The sequence below is a fragment of the Bradyrhizobium sp. genome (assembly GCF_004799405.1).
Lineage (GTDB): Bacteria > Pseudomonadota > Alphaproteobacteria > Rhizobiales > Xanthobacteraceae > Bradyrhizobium.
Genome location: NZ_SSMW01000152.1, coordinates 1 through 19,100 on the forward strand (window position 1 = coordinate 1; position 19,100 = coordinate 19,100).

The window sequence follows — 19,100 nt, forward strand, 5'->3', positions numbered from 1 at the left end:
TGGCTGACGGAGCGGAAGCATGGCTCGGCTTCGTCACAGCGCCTTGACGATGTTCTCGGTCATCTTCTTGGCGTCGCCGAGCAGCATCATGGTGTTGTCGCGATAGAACAACGGATTGTCGATGCCGGCATAACCTGACGCCAGCGAGCGCTTGATGAACATCACGGTGCCGGCCTTCCAGACCTGCAGCACCGGCATGCCGTAGATCGGCGAGGTCTTGTCCTCTTCGGCGGCCGGGTTGGTGACGTCGTTGGCGCCGATCACGAAGGCGACGTCGGCCTGGGCGAATTCCGAATTGATGTCCTCAAGCTCGAACACCTCGTCATAGGGCACATTGGCTTCGGCGAGCAGCACGTTCATGTGGCCGGGCATGCGGCCGGCGACGGGATGGATAGCGTATTTGACCTCGACGCCTTCCTTCTTGAGCCGGTCTGCCATCTCGCGCAGCGCATGCTGTGCCTGCGCCACCGCCATGCCATAGCCGGGCACGATGATGACCTTCTGCGCATTCTTCATGATGAAGGCAGCGTCATCCGCCGAGCCGAGTTTCACCGGACGCACTTCGGCACCGGCGCCGCCCGCGGCTGCCGTCTCGCCGCCGAAGCCGCCGAGGATCACCGAGATGAAGGAGCGGTTCATGGCGTGGCACATGATGTAGGACAGGATCGCGCCGGATGAACCCACCAGCGCACCGGTGATGATCAGCGCCGAATTGCCGAGCGTGAAGCCGATGCCGGCGGCCGCCCAGCCGGAATACGAGTTCAGCATCGAGATCACCACCGGCATGTCGGCGCCGCCGATCGGGATGATCAGGAGCGCGCCGAGGGCGAGTGCAATGATGGTGATCAGCCAGAAGTCGAGCGCGGCGCCCGATAATACGAGGCCGACGATGAACACCACCAGCGCTATGCCGAGCGCGATGTTGATGATGTGACGCGCCGGCAGGATGATCGGCGCGCCGCTCATGCGCCCCGAAAGCTTCAGGAACGCGATCACCGAACCGGTAAAGGTCAGCGCGCCGATGGCGACGCCGAGCGACATTTCAACGAGGCTTTGCGGATGGATATGGCCAGGCGTGCCGATATCGAAGGCCTCGGGCGCGTAGAACGCACCGGCCGCGACCAGCACCGCGGCCATGCCGACCAGCGAGTGAAACGCCGCGACCAGTTCCGGCATCGAGGTCATCGGCACCCGGCGCGCGATCACAGCACCAATGCTGCCGCCGATGGCAACGCCGAGAACGACCAACAGCCAGCCGATGCCGTCGGCCGGCGAATGCGCGGCGAGCGTGGTCGCCACCGCGATCGCCATGCCGATCATGCCGAGGAAGTTGCCCCGGCGGGATGACGCCGGACTTGACAGCCCGCGCAGCGACAGGATGAACAGCACGCCGGCGACGAGGTATAAAACCGCAGCAAGATTGGCGCTCATCTAGAGGCCCCCATTGTCTTCGTCACCACGAGGTGCACACCGCTTACTTCTTTTTCTTCTGGTACATCGCCAGCATGCGCTGGGTCACCAGAAAGCCGCCGAAAATATTTACCGATGCAAAGATCAGCGCCACGAAGCCGAAGCCGCGCGCCCATGCTCCGCCGCTGCCGACCATCGCGACGCCAACCGCGAGCAGCGCGCCGACCACGATCACCGAAGAGATCGCGTTGGTCACCGACATCAGCGGCGTATGCAGCGCAGGGGTTACCGACCACACCACGAAATAGCCGACAAATACGGCGAGCACGAAAATCGAGAGCCGGAACACGAAGGGATCGACGGCCTGCGCGATATGATCCATGACGGCTCTCCTTATGCTTTCGGCTGGAAGTTCGGATGAATGACCGCGCCGTCTTTGGTGAGCGCGGTGGCCTTGACCAATTCGTCGTCCCATTTCACGTCGAGTGCCTTGGTCGACTTGTCGACCAGCGTCTCGATAAAGGAAAAAAGATTGCGCGCGTAAAGGCTCGAAGCCGAGGCCGCAACGCGGCCGGCGACGTTGGTGTAACCGACGATCTTGATGCCGCCGACATCGGCAACCTCGCCGGCCCGGGCGCCCTCGACATTGCCGCCGCGCTCGACCGCCAGATCGACCAGCACCGAACCGGGCTTCATCGACTTCACCATCTCGGCGGTGACGAGGCGCGGCGCGGGCCGGCCCGGGATCAGCGCGGTCGTGATGATGATGTCCTGCTTCTTGATGTGCTCGGCGGTGAGCGCCGCCTGCTTGGCCTGGTACTCCTTGGACATTTCCTTGGCGTAGCCGCCGGCAGTTTCAGCCTGCTTGAATTCCTCATCCTCGACCGCGAGGAATTTGGCGCCAAGACTTTCGACCTGCTCCTTCACCGCGGGCCGCACGTCGGTCGCGGTGACGACGGCGCCAAGCCGCCGCGCGGTCGCGATCGCCTGCAGGCCGGCCACGCCGACGCCCATCACGAACACCTTGGCCGCCGGGACGGTGCCTGCCGCCGTCATCATCATCGGAAAGGCGCGACCGAAGGCTTCCGCCGCCTCGATCACCGCGCGATAGCCGGCCAGATTGGCCTGGCTCGAAAGCACGTCCATCACCTGCGCGCGCGTGATGCGCGGCATCAATTCCATCGCGAACGCCGAGATACCGGCATCCGCCATCGCCTTTAGCGCCGCGTCGTTGCCATATGGATCCATGATGGCGATGACCAGCGCGCCGCGCTTGTAGTTGGCAAGTTCGGAAGACTCAGGGCGCTTCACCTTGATGACGATGTCGGCGTCTTTCAGCGCATCGGCGCTGACGACGGCACCGGCCGCGGTGAATTCCGAATCCGGCAGGCCCGACTTGATGCCGGCGCCGGGCTCGACGGCGATATCGACGCCGAGCGCCCTGAATTTCTTCACCGTGTCGGGCGAAGCCGCGACCCTGGGCTCGGAAGGATCGATTTCCTTGGCAACGGCAATCTTCATGGGGCCTCCGGCGGCGCGAGGCACGCGCGCGAGCAAACTAGCGCTTTTTGCGGAAAGATCGATACCGGTTTTGCGGCCGGCCTCGCGGGCAATTGTTCGAATCGCGCCTTTGGGCGGCGGCGACCGGCAATGGATCAGGTCAGGAAAAACGCCATCAAGGCGAGGATCACGACGACGGTGCCGGTGCCGTATTTCACCAGCTTGATGAACCCTTCATAAGTCTGCTCATGGGCCACGTAATCGTTGCCGTCCGCGGTGGTGTAGGCGACTTCGCTATGCTCTGCCATCGTTCTCCCCGGTCAATGCTCACATCCGGCGTGGAATTACCGCAATCGCGATAAGAGAGCAACGGCGATGCAGCATTTGGACGCCGGCTGCACAGCTATTCAGGAGCTCTCGGACGGCCAGTTGTCCCTGATCCAGCGCGTCAGGCTTTCTTCGCTCACTTCGCCGGCCGCAAGTGCAAGGATGATGGACGTGGACTGCGCGGGGTTGGGGTCGAAAGCAACACCGTTCTTGAGCAGAAAACCCATCATGGCCATGAAGGCGATGCGCTTATTGCCGTCGACGAAGGCGTGATTTTTCGCCAGCCCAAATGCATAGGCTGCCGCCAGTTCAGCCATGTCTGACTGTTCATAGCGCCATTTGTTGATCGGACGTTCGAGCGCTGATCGCAGCATGCCTTCGTCGCGCAAGCCGGGTGCCCCGCCGAAGCGACGCAGTTGACGGCTATGGATTGCGATGGCTTGCTCATAGGTGATCCAACGCGGCTCTTTCGGCTCGCTCACGTCTGCTCCGTCTATTTTGCAAGCGCCGCGAGCGTATCGCGGTACTTGTCCATAATCTGGTCTGCGATCTCCATGGTCTTCTCGAAATCGGGATCGTAAGGCATCGCCTGAAATCCACCTCCGGCAAGTTCGGTAATGTGCAGTTCCTGACCCCGCTTGAGATCGAGCCGCTGCATCAATTCACGAGGCAATAGCAAGCCATCGGAATTACCGATTTTCTTGATTTCTATTTTCATGGTCTGTTCTCCCTCGCGTGTGGCACGAAATGTCAAAGGGTATGTTATACATCTGTATAACATACCCTTTGAGTGCGTTCAACATCTGTAATACAGATTATTTAGCCCATATTCTCCAGCTCATCGATCATCCCGGCGATCACCGACAGCCCGCCATCCCAGAATTCGGGATCCTTGGCATCGAGGCCGAACGGTTTGAGCAACTCGGAATAGTGCTTGGTGCCGCCGGCGGCCAGCATCGCCAGGTAGCGCTCGACGAATCCGTCCGACGCGTGCTCGTAGACCGCATAGAGCGAGTTCACCAGGCAATCGCCGAACGCATAGGCGTAGACGTAGAACGGCGAATGGATGAAATGCGGAATATACATCCAGAGATTCTCGTAGCCCGGCTTGATGTCGATCGCCGGCCCGAGGCTCTCGCTCTGCACGCCGAGCCAGATTTCGCCGATGCGCTTTGCCGTCAACTCGCCGCTGCGCCGCTCGGTGTGGACGGCTCGCTCGAATGAATAGAACGCGATCTGCCGCACCACGGTGTTGATCATGTCCTCGACCTTTCCGGCGAGCAGCGCCTGGCGCTGCCGGACGCTGCCGGTCTGCGCCAACAGCCGCTTGAAAGTCAGCATCTCGCCGAACACGCTGGCGGTCTCGGCAAGCGTCAGCGGCGTCGGCGCCATCAGCGCGCCGTTCTTTGCCGCCAATACCTGATGCACACCGTGGCCGAGTTCATGCGCGAGTGTCATCACGTCGCGCGGCTTGCCCTGATAGTTCATCAAAACATAGGGGTGCGCCGAGGGCGTGGTGGGATGCGAGAACGCACCCGGCGCCTTGCCGGGCCGCACCGGCGCATCGATCCAGCGATCGGTGAAAAACCGCTCGGCGATGTCGGCCATTTCGGGCGAGAACCCGCGGTAGGCCGTCAGCACCATGTTCTTGGCGTCGGGCCAGCCGATGCTGCCGGTGGCGGCAAACGGCAGGGGCGCATTGCGATCCCAATGCGCGAGTTTCTTCTTCTTGAACCAGCCCGCCTTCAGCCGGTAATAGCGATGCGACAGCCGCGGATAGGCGGCGCGGACCGAGCCTACCAGCGCATCGACAACCTCACGCTCGACGCGATTGGCCAGATGCCGCGAATCCGCGACGTCCTCGAAACCGCGCCAGCGGTCGGAAATTTCCTTGTCCTTGGCGAGCGTATTGGTGATGAGCGCAAACGTACGCTCGTTGGCCTTGAAGGTTTTCGCCAACGCCTGTGCGGCCGCCTTGCGTTTTCCCGGCGCGCGGTCCTGCAGCAGGTTCAGCGTCGGCTCGATCGCCAGGTCGCGGCCCGAGACCCCAAAGCGCAGGCCCGAGATGGTTTGATCGAACAACCGGTTCCAGGCGGTATAGCCGCTCTGGGATTTCTCGTGAAACAGCTGCTCGACGCGATCCTCGAGCTGATACGGCTTGTCCTTGCGCAGATCCTCGATCCACGGGCGATAATGTCCGAGTTCGGGCGTTTGCATCGCGCGCTCGATCACGGCGTCATCGATGCGGTTGAACTCGAGCGCAAAGAACAATAGGTGCACCGACGCCATCGTCAGCCGCTCGGAAACGTCGCCGTAGAATTTCGAGATCGCGGGATCGACGCTGTCGCCGGCATGAACCAACCCGGAATAGGATCCGAGACGCCCGGCGAGATCGTCGATCGTCTCGTAGCGCCTGACCGCCTCGGCGAGCCACTTTCCGCCGCCCTCCTTGCCCGCCTGCTCCGCCAGCTTGCCCTTGTAGTCGGTCTCAAACGCGACGCATTCTGCGTCCATCTTGTCGAGGTCGCGCGCAACTTCCGGCGCGTCGATACCGGAATAGAGGTCGCCCAGGTTCCATTCCGGCAGCTTCCCGGTCCTGGTCTTGACGTTTGATTTGCGTTTGGCCGCCGGTTTGCGGGATGCCGATGAGGAGCGCGAGGTCATCTTGTTCGAACCTGTCTATGCGTATCAACCTGAAAGACAGCTACCGCCGCAGCACGGTAGCGGAACGTCAACGTTTAAGCGGGTGTTAATCGGCATCAGCCAGAGTGCCCCGATTCGAGACAGATAGTTGTAAGGTGTGGGGAATGCCATGGCTGCCAGCATTTTGATTGCCGATGACGATGCGGTGGCGCGCCGCCTGGTCGAAAACATGGTGCAGAAATCCGGCTATGAGACGCTCGTCGTCGATAGCGGCGACGCGGCCCTTGCCATGCTGACCGCGCCGGACGCACCGGCGATCGATGCCCTGGTGCTCGATCTGGTGATGCCCGGCCTCGACGGCATGGGCGTGCTGGCAAAAATCCGCGAGGCCGGCCTCAACATCCCCGTCATCGTGCAGACCGCGCATGGCGGCATCGACAATGTGATATCGGCGATGCGCGCCGGCGCCCAGGATTTCGTGGTCAAGCCGGTCGGCATCGAGCGGCTGCAGGTGTCGCTGCGCAATGCGCTCAATGCCAGCGCGCTGAAGGGCGAACTGCAGCGCATCCGGCACAGCCGCGAAGGCAAGTTGACCTTTGCCGACATCATCACCCGCAGCGAGGCGATGGCGGGCGTGCTCAAGACGGCGCAAAAGGCCGCCGCCTCCACGATTCCGGTGCTGGTCGAAGGCGAATCCGGCGTCGGCAAGGAACTGTTCGCACGCGCCATCCACGGCAGCGGCGAGCGCAAATCAAAACCGTTCGTTGCAGTCAATTGCGGCGCGATCCCCGACAATCTCGTGGAGTCGATCCTGTTCGGTCACGAGAAAGGCGCCTTCACCGGCGCCACCGAACGCCACATGGGCAAATTCGTCGAAGCCTCCGGCGGCACGCTGTTCCTCGACGAAGTCTCGGAATTGCCGCTGGCAGCCCAGGTGAAGCTGCTTCGCGCGCTGCAGGAAGGCGCGGTCGAGGCGGTGGGCGGGCGCAAGCCGGTGAAAGTCGACGTCCGCATCATTTCCGCGACCAACCGCAAACTGCTCGACCGAGTCAAAAGCGGGCAATTCCGGGAAGATCTGTTCTATCGCCTCCATGTCTTGCCGCTGACGATTCCGCCCCTGCGGATGCGACGCGAAGACATCCCACACCTGCTGCGGCATTTCCTGGCGAGATTTTGCGCCGAGGAAAACCGCCCCATTACCGGCATCAGCGGCGAGGCGATGGCGCTGTTGTCGCAACTCGAGTGGCCCGGCAATATCCGCCAGCTTGAAAACGCGGTCTATCGCGCCGTGGTCATGAGCGACAGCGACCAACTCGGGGTGACGGATTTCCCGCAGGCCGCGGCGCAATCGTCCCCGGCACACCACCAGCATGGCGAGCCGCTGATCGTCGAACCTGCCTTCCATTCAACTGCGCCCGCCATGGTTTCAGGTAATGAAATACCTATCGCGCCACTCCCCTCCGCCGGCACGCTGGCGATGCTGACGAACACCGGTGAAGTGCGCCCTCTCGAGGAGATGGAGACCGAGATCATCCGGTTCGCGATCTCGCATTATCGGGGGCAGATGTCCGAGGTCGCGCGCCGATTGAAAATCGGCCGCTCCACGCTTTATCGCAAGCTCGACGAGGCCGCCGCCGACGATCCGGCCGCCGGCGGAACGAATGAGGCGAGTTGACGGGAAATGCGCGATTGCGGCCCTGCCATGTCTGAAACCAAGCGGCTGATGCCACTGGCCTTTTCCGGAACATTTGAACCGTGGCTTGGCGGTGACAGACAAACGGAAAAGCGCGTGGCAAAAGCGCGCATCCGTTGCCAAGAGGGTGCTTTGAAGTCAGTTTGTCGTGAGTTGCCTCGCGCCGTGCTGGCTGCATGCGGGGGGCGCGTGTATCGTCTTATGATTCATGATGTGCACGCGTAGCGATGTTGGAGATCGGAAGCACATTCAGACGCGAACCGATGACGTTGATTGAATGCGCTTTCGAACCGATCAGCCGGCGCTTTGGCGAAAGCTGTGACGGAAGGTACTCAAGAGCTGTTCCATGCCGGGGCAGTTTCGCCCGAGGGGTGTGACGATGCTTGATTGTTCAAAGAACCGTGCCGGATTTGACCGCGTGCTGATGGCCGTCGCGGCGACCTTCCTCACGGTGTCCGCGACCTCGGCGTTGGCTCAATCGGACTCGGCCCGCAGCGCCGCCGAACTCGCGATCGACGCGGCGATACCGCGCCCCGAACCCGCCAACGTCCCGCCGCCGACCATCAACGACTTCAAGCCCGACACCACGGCGTCTGTGCCCACCACGACGACCGAGACCAAGACGACCGAAACCAAAGCCACCGAGAAGGCCACGGAAACCAAGCCGGCCGATGTTGTCGCCCTGCCAGCCCCCGACACCGGCAAAACCGACACCGCGACCACGACTCCCGCGTCGCCTCCAGCAGCGGCCGTAACACCGCCCGCAGAGGAACCGGTAAAGGCGGCCAGCAACGTCCCGCCGGCAGACCAGCCGGTCGCCGACAAACTGCATGACATGCTGGGCGCGAAATCGTTGCGCTATTTCGACCGCAAGGCTGAACGGACGGCGGTCGAGAAGTTTTACACCGCGCGCGAATTTGCTCCGCTATGGACCCAGGCCGGCACCGTGACCGAGAGCGGCAAAGCCGTCATCGCCCGGCTCAAGGATGCCGCTTCCGACGGCTTGAACGCGGCCGATTATCCGGTTCCCGATTTCACCGCGGCGACCTCGCCGGATGCGCTTGCGGAAGCCGATCTGAAACTGACCGCCAGCATGCTGGATTACGCACGCCAGGCGCAGAGCGGCCGGATGCACTGGTCGCAGGTCAGCGCCGATATCCTTTATCCCGAGCACCCGACCGATGCTGCCGAAGTGCTGGCCACTGTCACCACGGCCAAGGATGCATCCGCGGCGCTGGAAAGCTACAACCCGCCGCAAAAACTCTATCGCGAATTGAAGGCGAAGCTCGCCGAGCTGCGCGGCCAGGGCGATGGGCCGGTCGTGCAGATTGCCGATGGGCCGGCGCTCAAGTTCACGCCCGCGCGCGGCAAGAAGCAGCCCGCGGTCGAAATGGAAGATGCGCGCGTGCCGCAACTGCGCGCCAAGCTCGGCATCTCCGACAACGCCGACGACACCCACTACGATGCCAAGGTCGCCGAGGCCGTGCGCAAATTCCAGGAGGGCGCCGAACTCAAGCCCACCGGCATCCTGGACGACAAGACCGTCAAGGCCATCAACAGCCCGAAGCGCGACAAGCAGATCGACATCGTGATCGTCAACATGGAGCGCTGGCGCTGGCTGCCGCGCGAACTCGGCGCTGCCCCGATCGGCAATGCCTATGTCATTCTCAACATCCCCGATTATACCCTCAAGGTGATGCAGAACGGCGCGCAGGTCTGGACCACCAAGGTGGTGACCGGCCAGCCCGGCGTTCATGCAACGCCGCTGCTGACCGAGACCATGAAGTTCATCACGGTCAATCCGACCTGGAACGTGCCGCCGTCGATCATCTACAACGAGTATCTGCCGGCGCTGGCCCAGGATCCCACCGTGCTGACGCGCATGGGATTGAAGCTCGACCGCGCCCGCGACGGCAGCATTCACATTTCGCAGCCCCCCGGCGAAGCCAACGCGCTCGGCCGCATCCGCTTCAATTTCCCGAACAAGTTCCTGGTCTATCAGCACGACACCCCGAACAAGGAACTGTTCGCCAAGGAAGACCGCGCCTTCAGTCATGGCTGCATGCGGGTGCAGAATCCGGATCAGTACGCCGCGACCCTGCTCAACATCACCGAACCGAACGGGCATTACACCCCGGACAAGATCCGCGCCATGTACGGCCATGCCGAGATCGACCTCAAATTCCCGACGCCGATCCCGGTCAATATCACCTACCAGACGGCGTTCGTGGACGACGCCGGCAAACTGCAATTCCGCAAGGACGTCTATGGCCGCGACGCCACCATGCTGGCGCTGCTGCGCAGCAGGACCAAGGATCTCGAAAACGTGGTGGCGCATTCGCAGCCGGCCTACGGCGGCGGCCATCCGACCCTGCCGCCGGGTGTCAGCTTTGCCAGCGACAATACCTTCTCGGGCCCGTCGTTCTTCGAACGGCTGTTCGGGGGTCCGACACCGGCTCCGGCGCCCCCGGGCCGCAAGCCGCGCCGATCGGTTGTCCGGTGACGGGTCGCCCCATTCCGGCGCTGACTGGAAATACCTAACAAGATCAAAGGCCTCGCCCATTTGGGCGAGGCCTTTGCATTAACCATTCTCCACCCCGATTTAAGCAGCGGGCACTTTTTCGCCACAGTCGGCGGGTTAGGTTAAGGCCTTGGTGGGGGTGGGAAGTAAATATCGGTTAACCCTCCCGCGTTAAGACTATGTTCACCCTCTTTCGCCGCCCGGGGCAGCGGAGGAGTCTCTCGATCGGTCGTCGTCTTCTGGGTGGGTTCTTACGTGCTGACTGGTTTCGCACGCCAATTCAAATCGCTGTCGTTGTCGAAGGCCGGGTGTCACGCCGGCCTGACTTCATTGTTGCTTCTGATGGGGGCCGGATCCGTCCACGACGCCACCGCGCTGAACGATACCCGCACCCTCTCGTTCCACCACACCCATTCCGGCGAAGACCTCACCGTCACCTTCAAGCGCGACGGGCGCTACGACGAAGAGGCGCTGAAACAGCTCAATCACTATCTCCGCGACTGGCGCAGCCAGGACCAGACCACGATGGATCGTCACCTGTTCGACATTCTCTGGGAAGTCTATCGCGACGTCGACGGCCAGAAGCCGATCCAGATCATTTCGTCCTACCGTTCGCCCGCCACCAACGCCATGCTCCGCCGCCGTTCTTCCGGCGTGGCGCGCTTCAGCCAGCACATGCTCGGCCACGCCATGGATTTCTTCATCCCGGACGTGCCGCTGGAGAAAATCCGCTTCGCCGGGCTTCGCCTGCAGCGCGGCGGCGTCGGCTTCTACCCGACCTCGGGATCGCCTTTCGTTCATCTCGATACCGGCAGCATTCGTCACTGGCCGCGCATGACCCACGATCAACTGGTGCGCGTATTCCCCGACGGCCGTACCGTGCATGTCCCCTCCGACGGCCGTCCGCTGCCCGGCTATCAGCTTGCCCGCGCCGACATCGAAAAACGCGGCGACAGTGGCGACATTGAACCGACCGGAAGCAAACCGGGCCTGTTCGCCGCCTTGTTCAAGGGCAAGTCGAACGACGAAGACGACGAGGGTGCCGGCGCTCCTGAGGTCAGCGAAAAGACTGTTCCGGCTGCCCCTGTGCCCGCCGCCCCCGCCGCCAAATCCGCCGACGCCGTGCCGGCGCCGCGCTCAAAACCCAAGGCCGGCTCGACCTTGCAACTGGCTTCGGCCGACGCACGGGTCGCGCAGCCCGAAAAAGCTGGGCAGACCGCTTCGGCTGAGAAGGCCGAGGCGAAACCGCAGACGCCGGCCGACATCATCAATGCCCGCGGCTTCTGGGGCGACGCCCCCGCAACACCGAACCAGGCAACGCCCGCGCAGGTCGCCGCCATCAGTGCCCGTCAGGCGCTGGCCGCCGCCGATCCGCAATCGACCGCCAGCGTTTCCGCGCTCCAAGCGCTGGCTTACGCGCCGGCTTCCACTGCACCGCTTGACCGCTCAACCATCGTCGCGGCCAGCGCACCCGTTCCCCACAGCGCCCGGCCGGCATCGGCTCCCCGCAACCGCAACCCGATGGCCGTCACCAATGTCACCACGGTCGTTGGCAAGGGGTTGCAGGGTCAGGCTGGCGCGATTGCGACATCGACACGGATCGCGGCGGCCACGGGCAACGACATCTGGATGCGCGCCATGATCCTGGCGCCGAGCGCCAGCACGTCGATGTCGTCGACGATGCTGGGCGACGCCGACTTGACCTTGTTGCGCGAACATTTCGTCAAGCCGCAGGCCGTGGTCACGATGAGCTTCTCGGATGACCCGCAGATGGGAATGGCCAGCGACCGGTTTACCGGATCGGCCACCGCGACGCTTGCGACCCAGTCGTTCCTGCTGCGAACCGCATCGCTGCGCTGAGGCGCACTTTAGTCATTGCCCGGCTTGACCCGCCTGCGGGGCCGAAGCCCTCCGGCGAGGCGAAGGCCCGGCAATCCATCCGCTTCGTAAGAATCGTTTGAGGGTTGATGGATACGCGGGTCAAGCCCGCGTATGACACCATCACTCGGCCTCACAGCATCCCCAGCGCCTGCATATAGGTTTCCAGGATGGTTTCCTGTTCGGCCCGCTCGTTGGCGTCCTGCTTGCGCAGGCGCACAATGGTGCGCAGCGCCTTGACGTCGAAACCGTTGCCTTTGGACTCCGCATAGACGTCGCGGATATCGTCGGAGATCGTCTTCTTTTCTTCTTCCAGCCGTTCGATGCGCTCGATGATGGCCTTGAGCTGGTCTTTGGCGAATTTCGTCGCGGGCGCTTCCTTGACGGCGGCGGAGGTGGCCATCGGGTACTCCTGAATGAACTGATGGTTGGAGGCTTGAAGGAAAGCGCCGCACGCTTTGCCGCACGCCGCATTCCCAAAATGACCCTCAAGAGTGCGATGCCTTGCGTCAAGGCAACATCGCGCTCATCCACAGCGCGCCCACAGGAGAAAAATTTCTTCGGCGTGGTTCGTCGTGCTCGGGCTTGACCCGGGCGTGTCTCGACGGCGCGACAACAACAAGACGCGGATGGCCGGTTTGCAAACCGGGAAGGATCAATGCCCGCTTGGGGCTTTCTTCATCGCGGCGAGTTGCTCGGGGCTGGCCGTAGCCTGATGGGTGGCCTTCCATGTCTCGTAGGGCATGCCGTAGACCGCTTCGCGGCTGTCGTCCTTGCTCATTGGCAGGCCCTTGGCGTCGGCTTCGTCCTTGAGCCAGTTCGACAGGCAGTTGCGGCAGAAGCCCGCGAGATTCATCAGGTCGATGTTCTGGACGTCGCTGCGGCTGCGCAGATGCTCGACAAGGCGCCGGAACACCGCGGCTTCAAGTTCCGTTCTGGTTTTGTCGTCAATCGCCATGGCCGTATCTCGTTTGTTATCTCGCCGTTTTCCAGGGAGGATATTGATATTAGGTGGGAGTTGTCACAGATTTTGCCATATCGCAGCCCAAAGGGAGCGCCAAGGAGCAGAATTTCGGCTACCCATGGCCTGAAATGCCTCCCTGCCGGTGACAGTCTTGGCTTGCCCTCGCGAAATCATCAACGAATTGATATAGCTTCATTAAATGATCCCAAACAATTCTCATCGCCCCCATCCATTCCCTGTTCGCATGACCGCCGGTTTAATGCCGGTATTGGCGTTCACGGTGCTGTGTCTGTGGAACAGTCCGGCGGCGGCGGACTTTCGTCTCTGCAACAACACCTCAAGCCGGGTCGGCATAGCGCTGGGCTACAAGGACGCCGAGGGCTGGACCACCGAGGGCTGGTGGAACGTGTCGTCGCGGGCTTGCGAGACCTTGCTGCGCGGTACGCTGGTGGCTCGGTTCTATTACATCTACGCGCTCGATTACGATCGCGGCGGCGAATGGTCGGGACAAGCCTTCATGTGTTCGCGCGACAAGGAATTCACCATCAAGGGCACCGAGAATTGCCTGGCGCGGGGTTTCGACCGCACCGGTTTCTTCGAGGTCGATACCGGCGAGCAGCGCGCCTGGACCGTGCAACTGACCGAATCCAACGAACAGCCCGCACAGCGCGTGCCGGGAATCCCCGGGACGATCGGTCCAGGCGGAAACGTTCCGGGAATATCCAATCCGCCGGGCGGGCCGCCCGGCCTGCCCAATGCACCGGGCGGAACGCCTCCGGGCGCGTCTGGCCTGCCGCCAGGCCCAGCGCCCGGAAGCAAGCCATGAGACGCCTGCGCCGCATCAAGATCCTTGCAACGCTCGGTCCCGCCTCCTCGGATGCGGCGATGATTCGCCGGCTGTTCGAAGCCGGCGCCGACGTCTTCCGCATCAATATGAGCCATACCTCGCACGACAAGATGCGCGAACTGGTCAAGACCATCCGCAACGTCGAGAGCAGCTACGGCCGGCCGATCGGCATTCTGGTCGACTTGCAAGGCCCAAAACTCCGCCTCGGATCGTTCGCCGAAGGCTCGACCCAACTCAATAACGGCCAAAGTTTTGTGCTGGATTCCAACCAGGCGCCCGGCGACAACACCCGCGTCCAGCTCCCGCATCCGGAAATCCTCGCAGCCCTGAGACCCGGTCACGCTTTGCTGCTCGACGACGGCAAGGTGCGCCTGATCGCCGAGGAAACCTCTCCGGAGCGCGCCGTCACCCGCGTCGTGATCGGCGGCAAGATGTCGGACCGCAAGGGCGTCAGCCTGCCCGATACCGATCTGCCGGTATCGGCGATGACGCCGAAGGACCGCTCGGATCTGGAAGCAGCTCTGGCGACGGGAATCGACTGGGTCGCGCTCTCCTTCGTGCAACGCGCCGAGGATGTCGTCGAAGCCAAGAAAATGATCCGCGGCCGCGCCGCCGTGATGGCCAAGATCGAAAAGCCGCAGGCGATCGACCGGCTCCCCGAAATCATTGAAGTCTCCGACGCGCTGATGGTGGCGCGCGGCGATCTCGGCGTCGAGTTGCCGCTCGAGCGGGTGCCAAGTCTGCAGAAGCAGATGACGCGGCTGGCACGGCGCGCCGGCAAGCCGGTGGTGGTCGCAACGCAAATGCTGGAATCGATGATCCAGTCGCCGGTGCCGACGCGCGCCGAAGTATCCGACGTCGCTACCGCGGTCTATGAAGGCGCCGACGCCATCATGCTGTCGGCCGAATCGGCCGCCGGCAAATTCCCGGCCGAAGCGGTCTCGACGATGAACCGCATCGGCGAAGAGGTGGAGCGCGACCCGACCTATCGCGGCGTTCTCAATGCGCAGCGGGCGGAACCGGAACCGACTGTCGGCGACGCCATTGCGGACGCCGCGCGGCAAATCGCCGAAACGCTCGATCTGTCCGCGATCATCTGCTGGACCAGTTCGGGATCGACCGCCTTGCGCGTCGCGCGCGAGCGCCCGAAGCCGCCTGTGGTGGCGATCACGCCGAACCTCGCCACCGGGCGCAAGCTATCGGCGGTGTGGGGCGTGCATTGCGTCGTCGCCGAGGACGCGAAGGACCTGGACGACATGGTCAACCGCGCCGGCTCCATCGCCTTCAGAGACGGCTTTGCCAAGGCCGGACAGCGCGTCATCATCGTCGCGGGCGTGCCGCTCGGCACTCCCGGCGCCACCAACATGTTGCGCATTGCCTATGTCGGCCCCGGCGGCGACGCCGATATGTGAGCTGCCGTCAAACACCGCGGCATGAGGCCTGGGCTTGCGCAGTGGCGATAGCGGGCAAGCATGAATGCTACGCCCCCACCAGCGCCTTGGCCGGCAGCACCGCCTGCACGACGAGGCCGCGGGCGCGGGCGTCCATCACGCCGACGGCGCGCAGCGCCAGCAGCGTCACGGTCTGGACGGCATCGCGCAGCTTTGCGGGATCATCCAAATTGTCCGGCGCCAACGGGCCGACCAGCGATTCATGCAGCGCACCGAGCAGCGCGGTCGCGGCCAAGGCGGTATCCTGCGCCGGCAAATGTCCGGCACGCACGGCAGCTTCGATCCGCGCACCGATCTCGCCCGATATCTCGCGGCGGCTTGCCAGCCGCGACGCGGTGACATCAACATCGACCGGCTCGGCCAGGATGCCCCATGCAAGCTTGCGCTGCGACAGCACATGCACCGCAACGGTGGTGACGGCGGCCGCCAGCGCCGAGGAGGGTCCGGGCGCGGCGTCCGCCGCACGGCGGATCGCGGCCAGTTCATCGCGCGAAACGTCGGCGATCAGTTCGGAAATCAGATCGGCCTTGGAGGGGAAATAGCGGTAGACGGTGCCGGCGGCGACGTTGGCGCGAATCGCGACCGGCGCGATCTGCACCGCGGCCATGCCGCCGTCGGCGGCGGCATCCCGCGCCGCCGCGAGAATGGCACTGCGCCGTGCAGCAAGGCGCTTCACCACCTGATGGGTCCGCCGATAGACCATGGCGCGTTTCCAGTCCCGGCGCCCGAATGCCTATGGCATCAGGCGCGTCTTTAGTGCTTCTGAGCGAACACATCGCTTTTGAAGAACTGAACACCTATTCATGCGATCTGGCAAGGTATTTGGCGACGGTCTGAGCCTTGAGGGATATGCCGTCCGGACATCGCGGGCAAAGGAATGAACGGCACCCGAGCTTCTTTGGCGAGGCCCGGACCAATTCCAGATAGGGATGCGCGGCGTTCTTGCGGTGTCACCGAAGTTCGTACGGCGCTGCCAAGCCGATCTTTGGTGACGGTACTGCGCGGCGGCGCCAAAGCCCGCACCGTCCCGCGATCAGGCCCGATACGATCAGCGTCGCTCCAAAGCCCGTCGGCGCGCCCAACAGCGGATAGAACACCAGGAGTGCTGCGGCCAGTCCGAGTGCCGGCAATTCGTAGCGCTGGAAGCCTTCGCTCAATCCGATCCGGACCAGGAATGCCACCGCGATCGCCAACACCATCAGGTCGTACAGAAACAGGTACGGCGTGATCAGCAAGGTGCCGGTCGCAAGAGCGGCGGCCTTCAGGGAATAGGAAATGCGGCTGCGCCACATCAGCGCCAGCAGCACCGCCACCGCGCCGCTCATGATCCATTGAAACACCCACGCCAGCGGCTCGGGGCCGCCGAAATAGCGCACCAGCGCGAAGATGCTCTGCATCTTGCCCCAGGGCGCGCGGCCCTCGGTCAGGAAGGCCTGCGAGAACATCGGCATCCAGTGAAAGAACGCCTGCCAGCTCTCGGTGCCGAAGGCGAGCCAGGACGTAAATGCCATGCCGACCGCCACCAGGCCTGCCGTGACGAACACCGTCCATTGCGAAGCCGCGATCAGCACCAGCGGAAACAGCAATCCGTATTGCGGCTTGTAACTCAGCAGGCCCAGGCAAATGCCTGCCAACACCGGCCGCGCCGGCAGCAGGTAAAGCGTGCCGCCGATCAGCGACGCCGTGAGGAAACCGTTCTGCCCGACCAGCGCATTGGTGAGCACCACCGGAAACGCCGCCGCCAGCAACAGGCCGAAGGGCCGCCCGACGATCGCGCGCATAACCGCCAGATAAGGCACGAGGCTGGCCGCAGCCCAGCCGATGAAAGCGACCGCATAGGGAAAATGCGCCAACAAGGCCGCCACGAACAAAAACGGCGGCGGATAGTGCCAGGCGAAGTTGCCCGGATAGCTCTGGCCAAGCACCGCGATTTGAACCTGCTTTTGGGTATCCCAATCATATGCCAGCGCGGGGTGGCCATCGAGCACCAGGCGGCCGGCGGACCAGACGTTGACGAAATCGGTCGGGATGCCCAGGCCCTTCTCGTCGAAGATCCACCAATGCGCCGAGAACGCCGCCGGGAAGAACGCCGCATTGATAACGAACAGCACGAAGCAAGCGTTCATGAGCGGCGCGGGAATGGCGTTCTGCTCCGGGATTCCGGCAGTGGATACTGGCATGGCCATGCGAAGCCTTTTCGCGCGCGGTGAAGCGTCACCGGGAACGCGCCTGGTCCATCAATAGGGCCGAGAGCCTTGAGGAAATCTTAAGCCTTGGGCTTCCGCCGACCCGTAATTTCACGGCGAATCGCCCGATATTGACGACGGCCCGGCAAGCTCGCCTCCAGTCGGTGCGTTCACGCAACGACGCCGGGCCGTGACAATGACGGCACCTGGTGGCGCATCAGCGCCCTATACAACCCCGCTCCCAGCGCGGCACCGATCAGCCATCCCCAATCGACATTGGGGATCACGGCGTAGGCACCCAGCAGCGACAGCCCGATCGAAACGAAACCCGAGAGCCCGAGCGCGATCAGCGCCTTCCGATTCCAGCCGCCGTCGAAATACAGCGAGCCATTCGGCGACATCGAATAGAGGTCTGCAAGGACGACCTGCTGCCGCTTCACCAGATAGTAGTCGGCCACCATGATGCCGAACATCGGACCGAGCGCTGCGCCGAAGATGCTAACGAAAATCGTGATCGCCTGCGGGCTCGAGACGAAAATCCACGGGCATACCATCACCGACAGGATCGAGGTGATCAGCCCGCCCAGGCGGAAGTCGATCTTTTCCGGATACAGGTTGGAAATATCGTAGGCCGGCGAGACGAAGTTGGCGACGATGTTGATGCCCATGGTGGCGACGATGAAAGTGACGGAGCCGAGCGCCACCACCCACGGATTGCCGATGCGCTCGACGATGGCGACCGGGTCCATGATCGCCTGACCGAACACCTTCACCGTTCCCGCCGTTACGATCACGGTGATGATGGCGAATACGATGAAATTGACCGGCAGCCCGAGGAAATTCCCGACCTTCATCGCTCTTTCATCGCGCGCGAAACGGGAGAAGTCTCCGAAATTGAGCAGCAATGCGGCGAAATAGGCCACGATCAGCATCGCCGCATTCGCCATATGGCCAATCGCCGAACCTTCGGTCCGCGGGCTGAGCTGCAGCGACAGGCTCGACGTGCCCGTCTGCGCCACGATCCACAGCGCCAGTGCGAACATCACGATGTAAACGACTGGTCCGCAGAAATCGATGAACTTGCGGATCGTTTCCATGCCGTTCAGGAAGATCAAAAGCTGAAACAACCACATGAACAGGAAGGAGGACCATCCCAGCGCCGACAGGCCAAAAAAGCCGGAATGCGTCCACGCTTCAGCGCCCGGGAAAAATGCCAGCACCAGCACCTGCACCGCCTTGGAGGCAAAATAGGTTTGCACGCCGTACCACACGATGCCGACGATGCCGCGTAAAGCGGCGGCGATATTGGCGCCCATGACGCCGAACGACATCCGCGCCACCACCGGAAACGGTGTGCCGTATTTCAGCGAGGGACGTCCGATCAGGTTCATTAGGAAGTAGACCGCGGTGATGCCGGCCACCATCACCAGCAGCACTTCCCACCCCGTCAGTCCCAGGAAGAACAGGCTGGCCGCGAAAGTGTAACCGCCGACCGAATGCACGTCGGACATCCACATCGCAAAGATGCTGAAGACGCCCCAGGTGCGTCCCTCTGCGGCGACCGGCGCCAGATCGTGATTATAGAGCCGCGAGTCTGCACCCGGAATCGCAACGGCGGATGGCGCATTCGAATGGCCTGACATCGGCGGCTCCTATCTCGACAACGGGAACTGGCTTGTT

Annotated in this window: 18 protein-coding genes; 6 read left to right on the forward strand and 12 right to left on the reverse strand. The window is 63.0% G+C overall.

Annotation, left to right across the window (positions count from 1 at the left end):
* Positions 1-33 precede the first annotated feature (33 nt).
* The 7 genes from E7813_RS24365 to E7813_RS24395 form a co-directional block, all read right to left on the reverse strand.
* Positions 34-1,431 carry an NAD(P)(+) transhydrogenase (Re/Si-specific) subunit beta gene (locus E7813_RS24365; RefSeq protein ID WP_291577845.1) on the reverse strand — a complete coding sequence of 466 codons (1,398 nt, stop codon included), beginning with the start codon at positions 1,429-1,431 and terminating at the stop codon, positions 34-36.
* A gap of 43 nt (positions 1,432-1,474) precedes the next feature.
* The gene (locus tag E7813_RS24370) at positions 1,475-1,792 is read right to left on the reverse strand and encodes a proton-translocating transhydrogenase family protein (protein WP_291577846.1); all 318 of its coding nucleotides are present in this window, start codon (positions 1,790-1,792) and stop codon (positions 1,475-1,477) included.
* Positions 1,793-1,803: 11 nt separating this feature from the next.
* Positions 1,804-2,931: a Re/Si-specific NAD(P)(+) transhydrogenase subunit alpha gene (locus E7813_RS24375; RefSeq protein ID WP_291577847.1), complete on the reverse strand. Its 1,128-nt coding sequence runs from the start codon at positions 2,929-2,931 to the stop codon at positions 1,804-1,806.
* Between the two features lie 134 nt (positions 2,932-3,065).
* Entirely contained in the window at positions 3,066-3,218 is a 153-nt protein-coding gene (locus E7813_RS24380; RefSeq protein ID WP_291577848.1) for an aa3-type cytochrome c oxidase subunit IV, read from the reverse strand.
* A gap of 99 nt (positions 3,219-3,317) precedes the next feature.
* Complete coding sequence (locus E7813_RS24385) at positions 3,318-3,719, reverse strand: type II toxin-antitoxin system death-on-curing family toxin (protein ID WP_291577849.1); 402 nt, start codon at positions 3,717-3,719, stop codon at positions 3,318-3,320.
* An 11-nt stretch (positions 3,720-3,730) separates the two neighbouring features.
* Positions 3,731-3,955: an AbrB family transcriptional regulator gene (locus E7813_RS24390; protein ID WP_100385676.1), complete on the reverse strand. Its 225-nt coding sequence runs from the start codon at positions 3,953-3,955 to the stop codon at positions 3,731-3,733.
* A 101-nt stretch (positions 3,956-4,056) separates the two neighbouring features.
* Complete coding sequence (locus E7813_RS24395) at positions 4,057-5,901, reverse strand: M3 family oligoendopeptidase (RefSeq protein WP_291577850.1); 1,845 nt, start codon at positions 5,899-5,901, stop codon at positions 4,057-4,059.
* 148 nt (positions 5,902-6,049) lie between these two features.
* Between E7813_RS24395 and E7813_RS24400 the strand changes: the two genes are divergently transcribed.
* The 4 genes from E7813_RS24400 to E7813_RS24415 all read left to right on the forward strand — a co-directional run bounded on the left by E7813_RS24400 (position 6,050) and on the right by E7813_RS24415 (position 11,954).
* The gene (locus tag E7813_RS24400) at positions 6,050-7,555 is read left to right on the forward strand and encodes a sigma-54 dependent transcriptional regulator (protein WP_291577851.1); all 1,506 of its coding nucleotides are present in this window, start codon (positions 6,050-6,052) and stop codon (positions 7,553-7,555) included.
* Positions 7,556-7,582: 27 nt separating this feature from the next.
* Positions 7,583-7,798, forward strand: coding sequence for a hypothetical protein (locus tag E7813_RS24405; RefSeq protein ID WP_291577852.1), 216 nt, complete (start codon positions 7,583-7,585; stop codon positions 7,796-7,798).
* A 154-nt stretch (positions 7,799-7,952) separates the two neighbouring features.
* Positions 7,953-10,076, forward strand: a complete 2,124-nt coding sequence (locus tag E7813_RS24410) for a L,D-transpeptidase family protein (RefSeq protein WP_291577853.1) — start codon at positions 7,953-7,955, stop codon at positions 10,074-10,076.
* Positions 10,077-10,337: 261 nt separating this feature from the next.
* A complete protein-coding gene (locus E7813_RS24415) occupies positions 10,338-11,954 on the forward strand; it encodes a DUF882 domain-containing protein (protein WP_291577854.1) in 1,617 nt (538 codons plus the stop codon).
* A gap of 151 nt (positions 11,955-12,105) precedes the next feature.
* Here the strand turns inward: E7813_RS24415 and E7813_RS24420 are convergent, their stop codons facing one another.
* Together E7813_RS24420 and E7813_RS24425 are read right to left on the reverse strand one after the other, a co-directional pair.
* The gene (locus E7813_RS24420) at positions 12,106-12,375 is read right to left on the reverse strand and encodes a DUF2312 domain-containing protein (protein ID WP_291577855.1); all 270 of its coding nucleotides are present in this window, start codon (positions 12,373-12,375) and stop codon (positions 12,106-12,108) included.
* Between the two features lie 252 nt (positions 12,376-12,627).
* Positions 12,628-12,930, reverse strand: a complete 303-nt coding sequence (locus E7813_RS24425; protein WP_291577856.1) for a DUF1244 domain-containing protein — start codon at positions 12,928-12,930, stop codon at positions 12,628-12,630.
* Positions 12,931-13,180: 250 nt separating this feature from the next.
* Here E7813_RS24425 and E7813_RS24430 point away from each other — a divergent pair, with 250 nt between their 5' ends.
* Both E7813_RS24430 and pyk read left to right on the forward strand, forming a co-directional pair.
* Complete coding sequence (locus E7813_RS24430) at positions 13,181-13,762, forward strand: DUF1036 domain-containing protein (protein ID WP_291577857.1); 582 nt, start codon at positions 13,181-13,183, stop codon at positions 13,760-13,762.
* Positions 13,759-15,195 (forward strand): pyruvate kinase, encoded by a 1,437-nt coding sequence (gene pyk / locus E7813_RS24435; protein WP_291577858.1) that lies wholly within the window; start codon positions 13,759-13,761, stop codon positions 15,193-15,195. Before E7813_RS24430 ends, pyk begins: the two co-directional genes overlap by 4 nt.
* 67 nt (positions 15,196-15,262) lie before the next feature.
* Here the strand turns inward: pyk and E7813_RS24440 are convergent, their stop codons facing one another.
* From E7813_RS24440 to E7813_RS24450, 3 genes are all read right to left on the reverse strand, one after another.
* Complete coding sequence (locus tag E7813_RS24440) at positions 15,263-15,937, reverse strand: TetR/AcrR family transcriptional regulator (protein ID WP_291577859.1); 675 nt, start codon at positions 15,935-15,937, stop codon at positions 15,263-15,265.
* Between the two features lie 247 nt (positions 15,938-16,184).
* Positions 16,185-17,420, reverse strand: a complete 1,236-nt coding sequence (locus E7813_RS24445) for a glycosyltransferase family 87 protein (RefSeq protein ID WP_291577860.1) — start codon at positions 17,418-17,420, stop codon at positions 16,185-16,187.
* Positions 17,421-17,590: 170 nt separating this feature from the next.
* Complete coding sequence (locus E7813_RS24450; protein ID WP_291577861.1) at positions 17,591-19,063, reverse strand: NCS1 family nucleobase:cation symporter-1; 1,473 nt, start codon at positions 19,061-19,063, stop codon at positions 17,591-17,593.
* Positions 19,064-19,100 lie beyond the last annotated feature (37 nt).

Excerpts from the sequence above, each read along its gene's own strand:
- E7813_RS24365 (WP_291577845.1), bottom strand. The coding sequence starts at position 1,431 with ATGAGCGCCAATCTTGCTGCGGTTTTATACCTCGTCGCCGGCGTGCTG.
- E7813_RS24370 (WP_291577846.1), bottom strand. The coding sequence starts at position 1,792 with ATGGATCATATCGCGCAGGCCGTCGATCCCTTCGTGTTCCGGCTCTCG.
- E7813_RS24375 (WP_291577847.1), bottom strand. The coding sequence starts at position 2,931 with ATGAAGATTGCCGTTGCCAAGGAAATCGATCCTTCCGAGCCCAGGGTC.
- E7813_RS24380 (WP_291577848.1), bottom strand. The coding sequence starts at position 3,218 with ATGGCAGAGCATAGCGAAGTCGCCTACACCACCGCGGACGGCAACGAT.
- E7813_RS24390 (WP_100385676.1), bottom strand. The coding sequence starts at position 3,955 with ATGAAAATAGAAATCAAGAAAATCGGTAATTCCGATGGCTTGCTATTG.
- E7813_RS24395 (WP_291577850.1), bottom strand. The coding sequence starts at position 5,901 with ATGACCTCGCGCTCCTCATCGGCATCCCGCAAACCGGCGGCCAAACGC.
- E7813_RS24400 (WP_291577851.1), top strand. The coding sequence starts at position 6,050 with ATGGCTGCCAGCATTTTGATTGCCGATGACGATGCGGTGGCGCGCCGC.
- E7813_RS24405 (WP_291577852.1), top strand. The coding sequence starts at position 7,583 with ATGTCTGAAACCAAGCGGCTGATGCCACTGGCCTTTTCCGGAACATTT.
- E7813_RS24410 (WP_291577853.1), top strand. The coding sequence starts at position 7,953 with ATGCTTGATTGTTCAAAGAACCGTGCCGGATTTGACCGCGTGCTGATG.
- E7813_RS24420 (WP_291577855.1), bottom strand. The coding sequence starts at position 12,375 with ATGGCCACCTCCGCCGCCGTCAAGGAAGCGCCCGCGACGAAATTCGCC.
- E7813_RS24425 (WP_291577856.1), bottom strand. The coding sequence starts at position 12,930 with ATGGCGATTGACGACAAAACCAGAACGGAACTTGAAGCCGCGGTGTTC.
- E7813_RS24430 (WP_291577857.1), top strand. The coding sequence starts at position 13,181 with ATGACCGCCGGTTTAATGCCGGTATTGGCGTTCACGGTGCTGTGTCTG.
- pyk (WP_291577858.1), top strand. The coding sequence starts at position 13,759 with ATGAGACGCCTGCGCCGCATCAAGATCCTTGCAACGCTCGGTCCCGCC.
- E7813_RS24440 (WP_291577859.1), bottom strand. The coding sequence starts at position 15,937 with ATGGTCTATCGGCGGACCCATCAGGTGGTGAAGCGCCTTGCTGCACGG.
- E7813_RS24445 (WP_291577860.1), bottom strand. The coding sequence starts at position 17,420 with ATGGCCATGCCAGTATCCACTGCCGGAATCCCGGAGCAGAACGCCATT.
- E7813_RS24450 (WP_291577861.1), bottom strand. The coding sequence starts at position 19,063 with ATGTCAGGCCATTCGAATGCGCCATCCGCCGTTGCGATTCCGGGTGCA.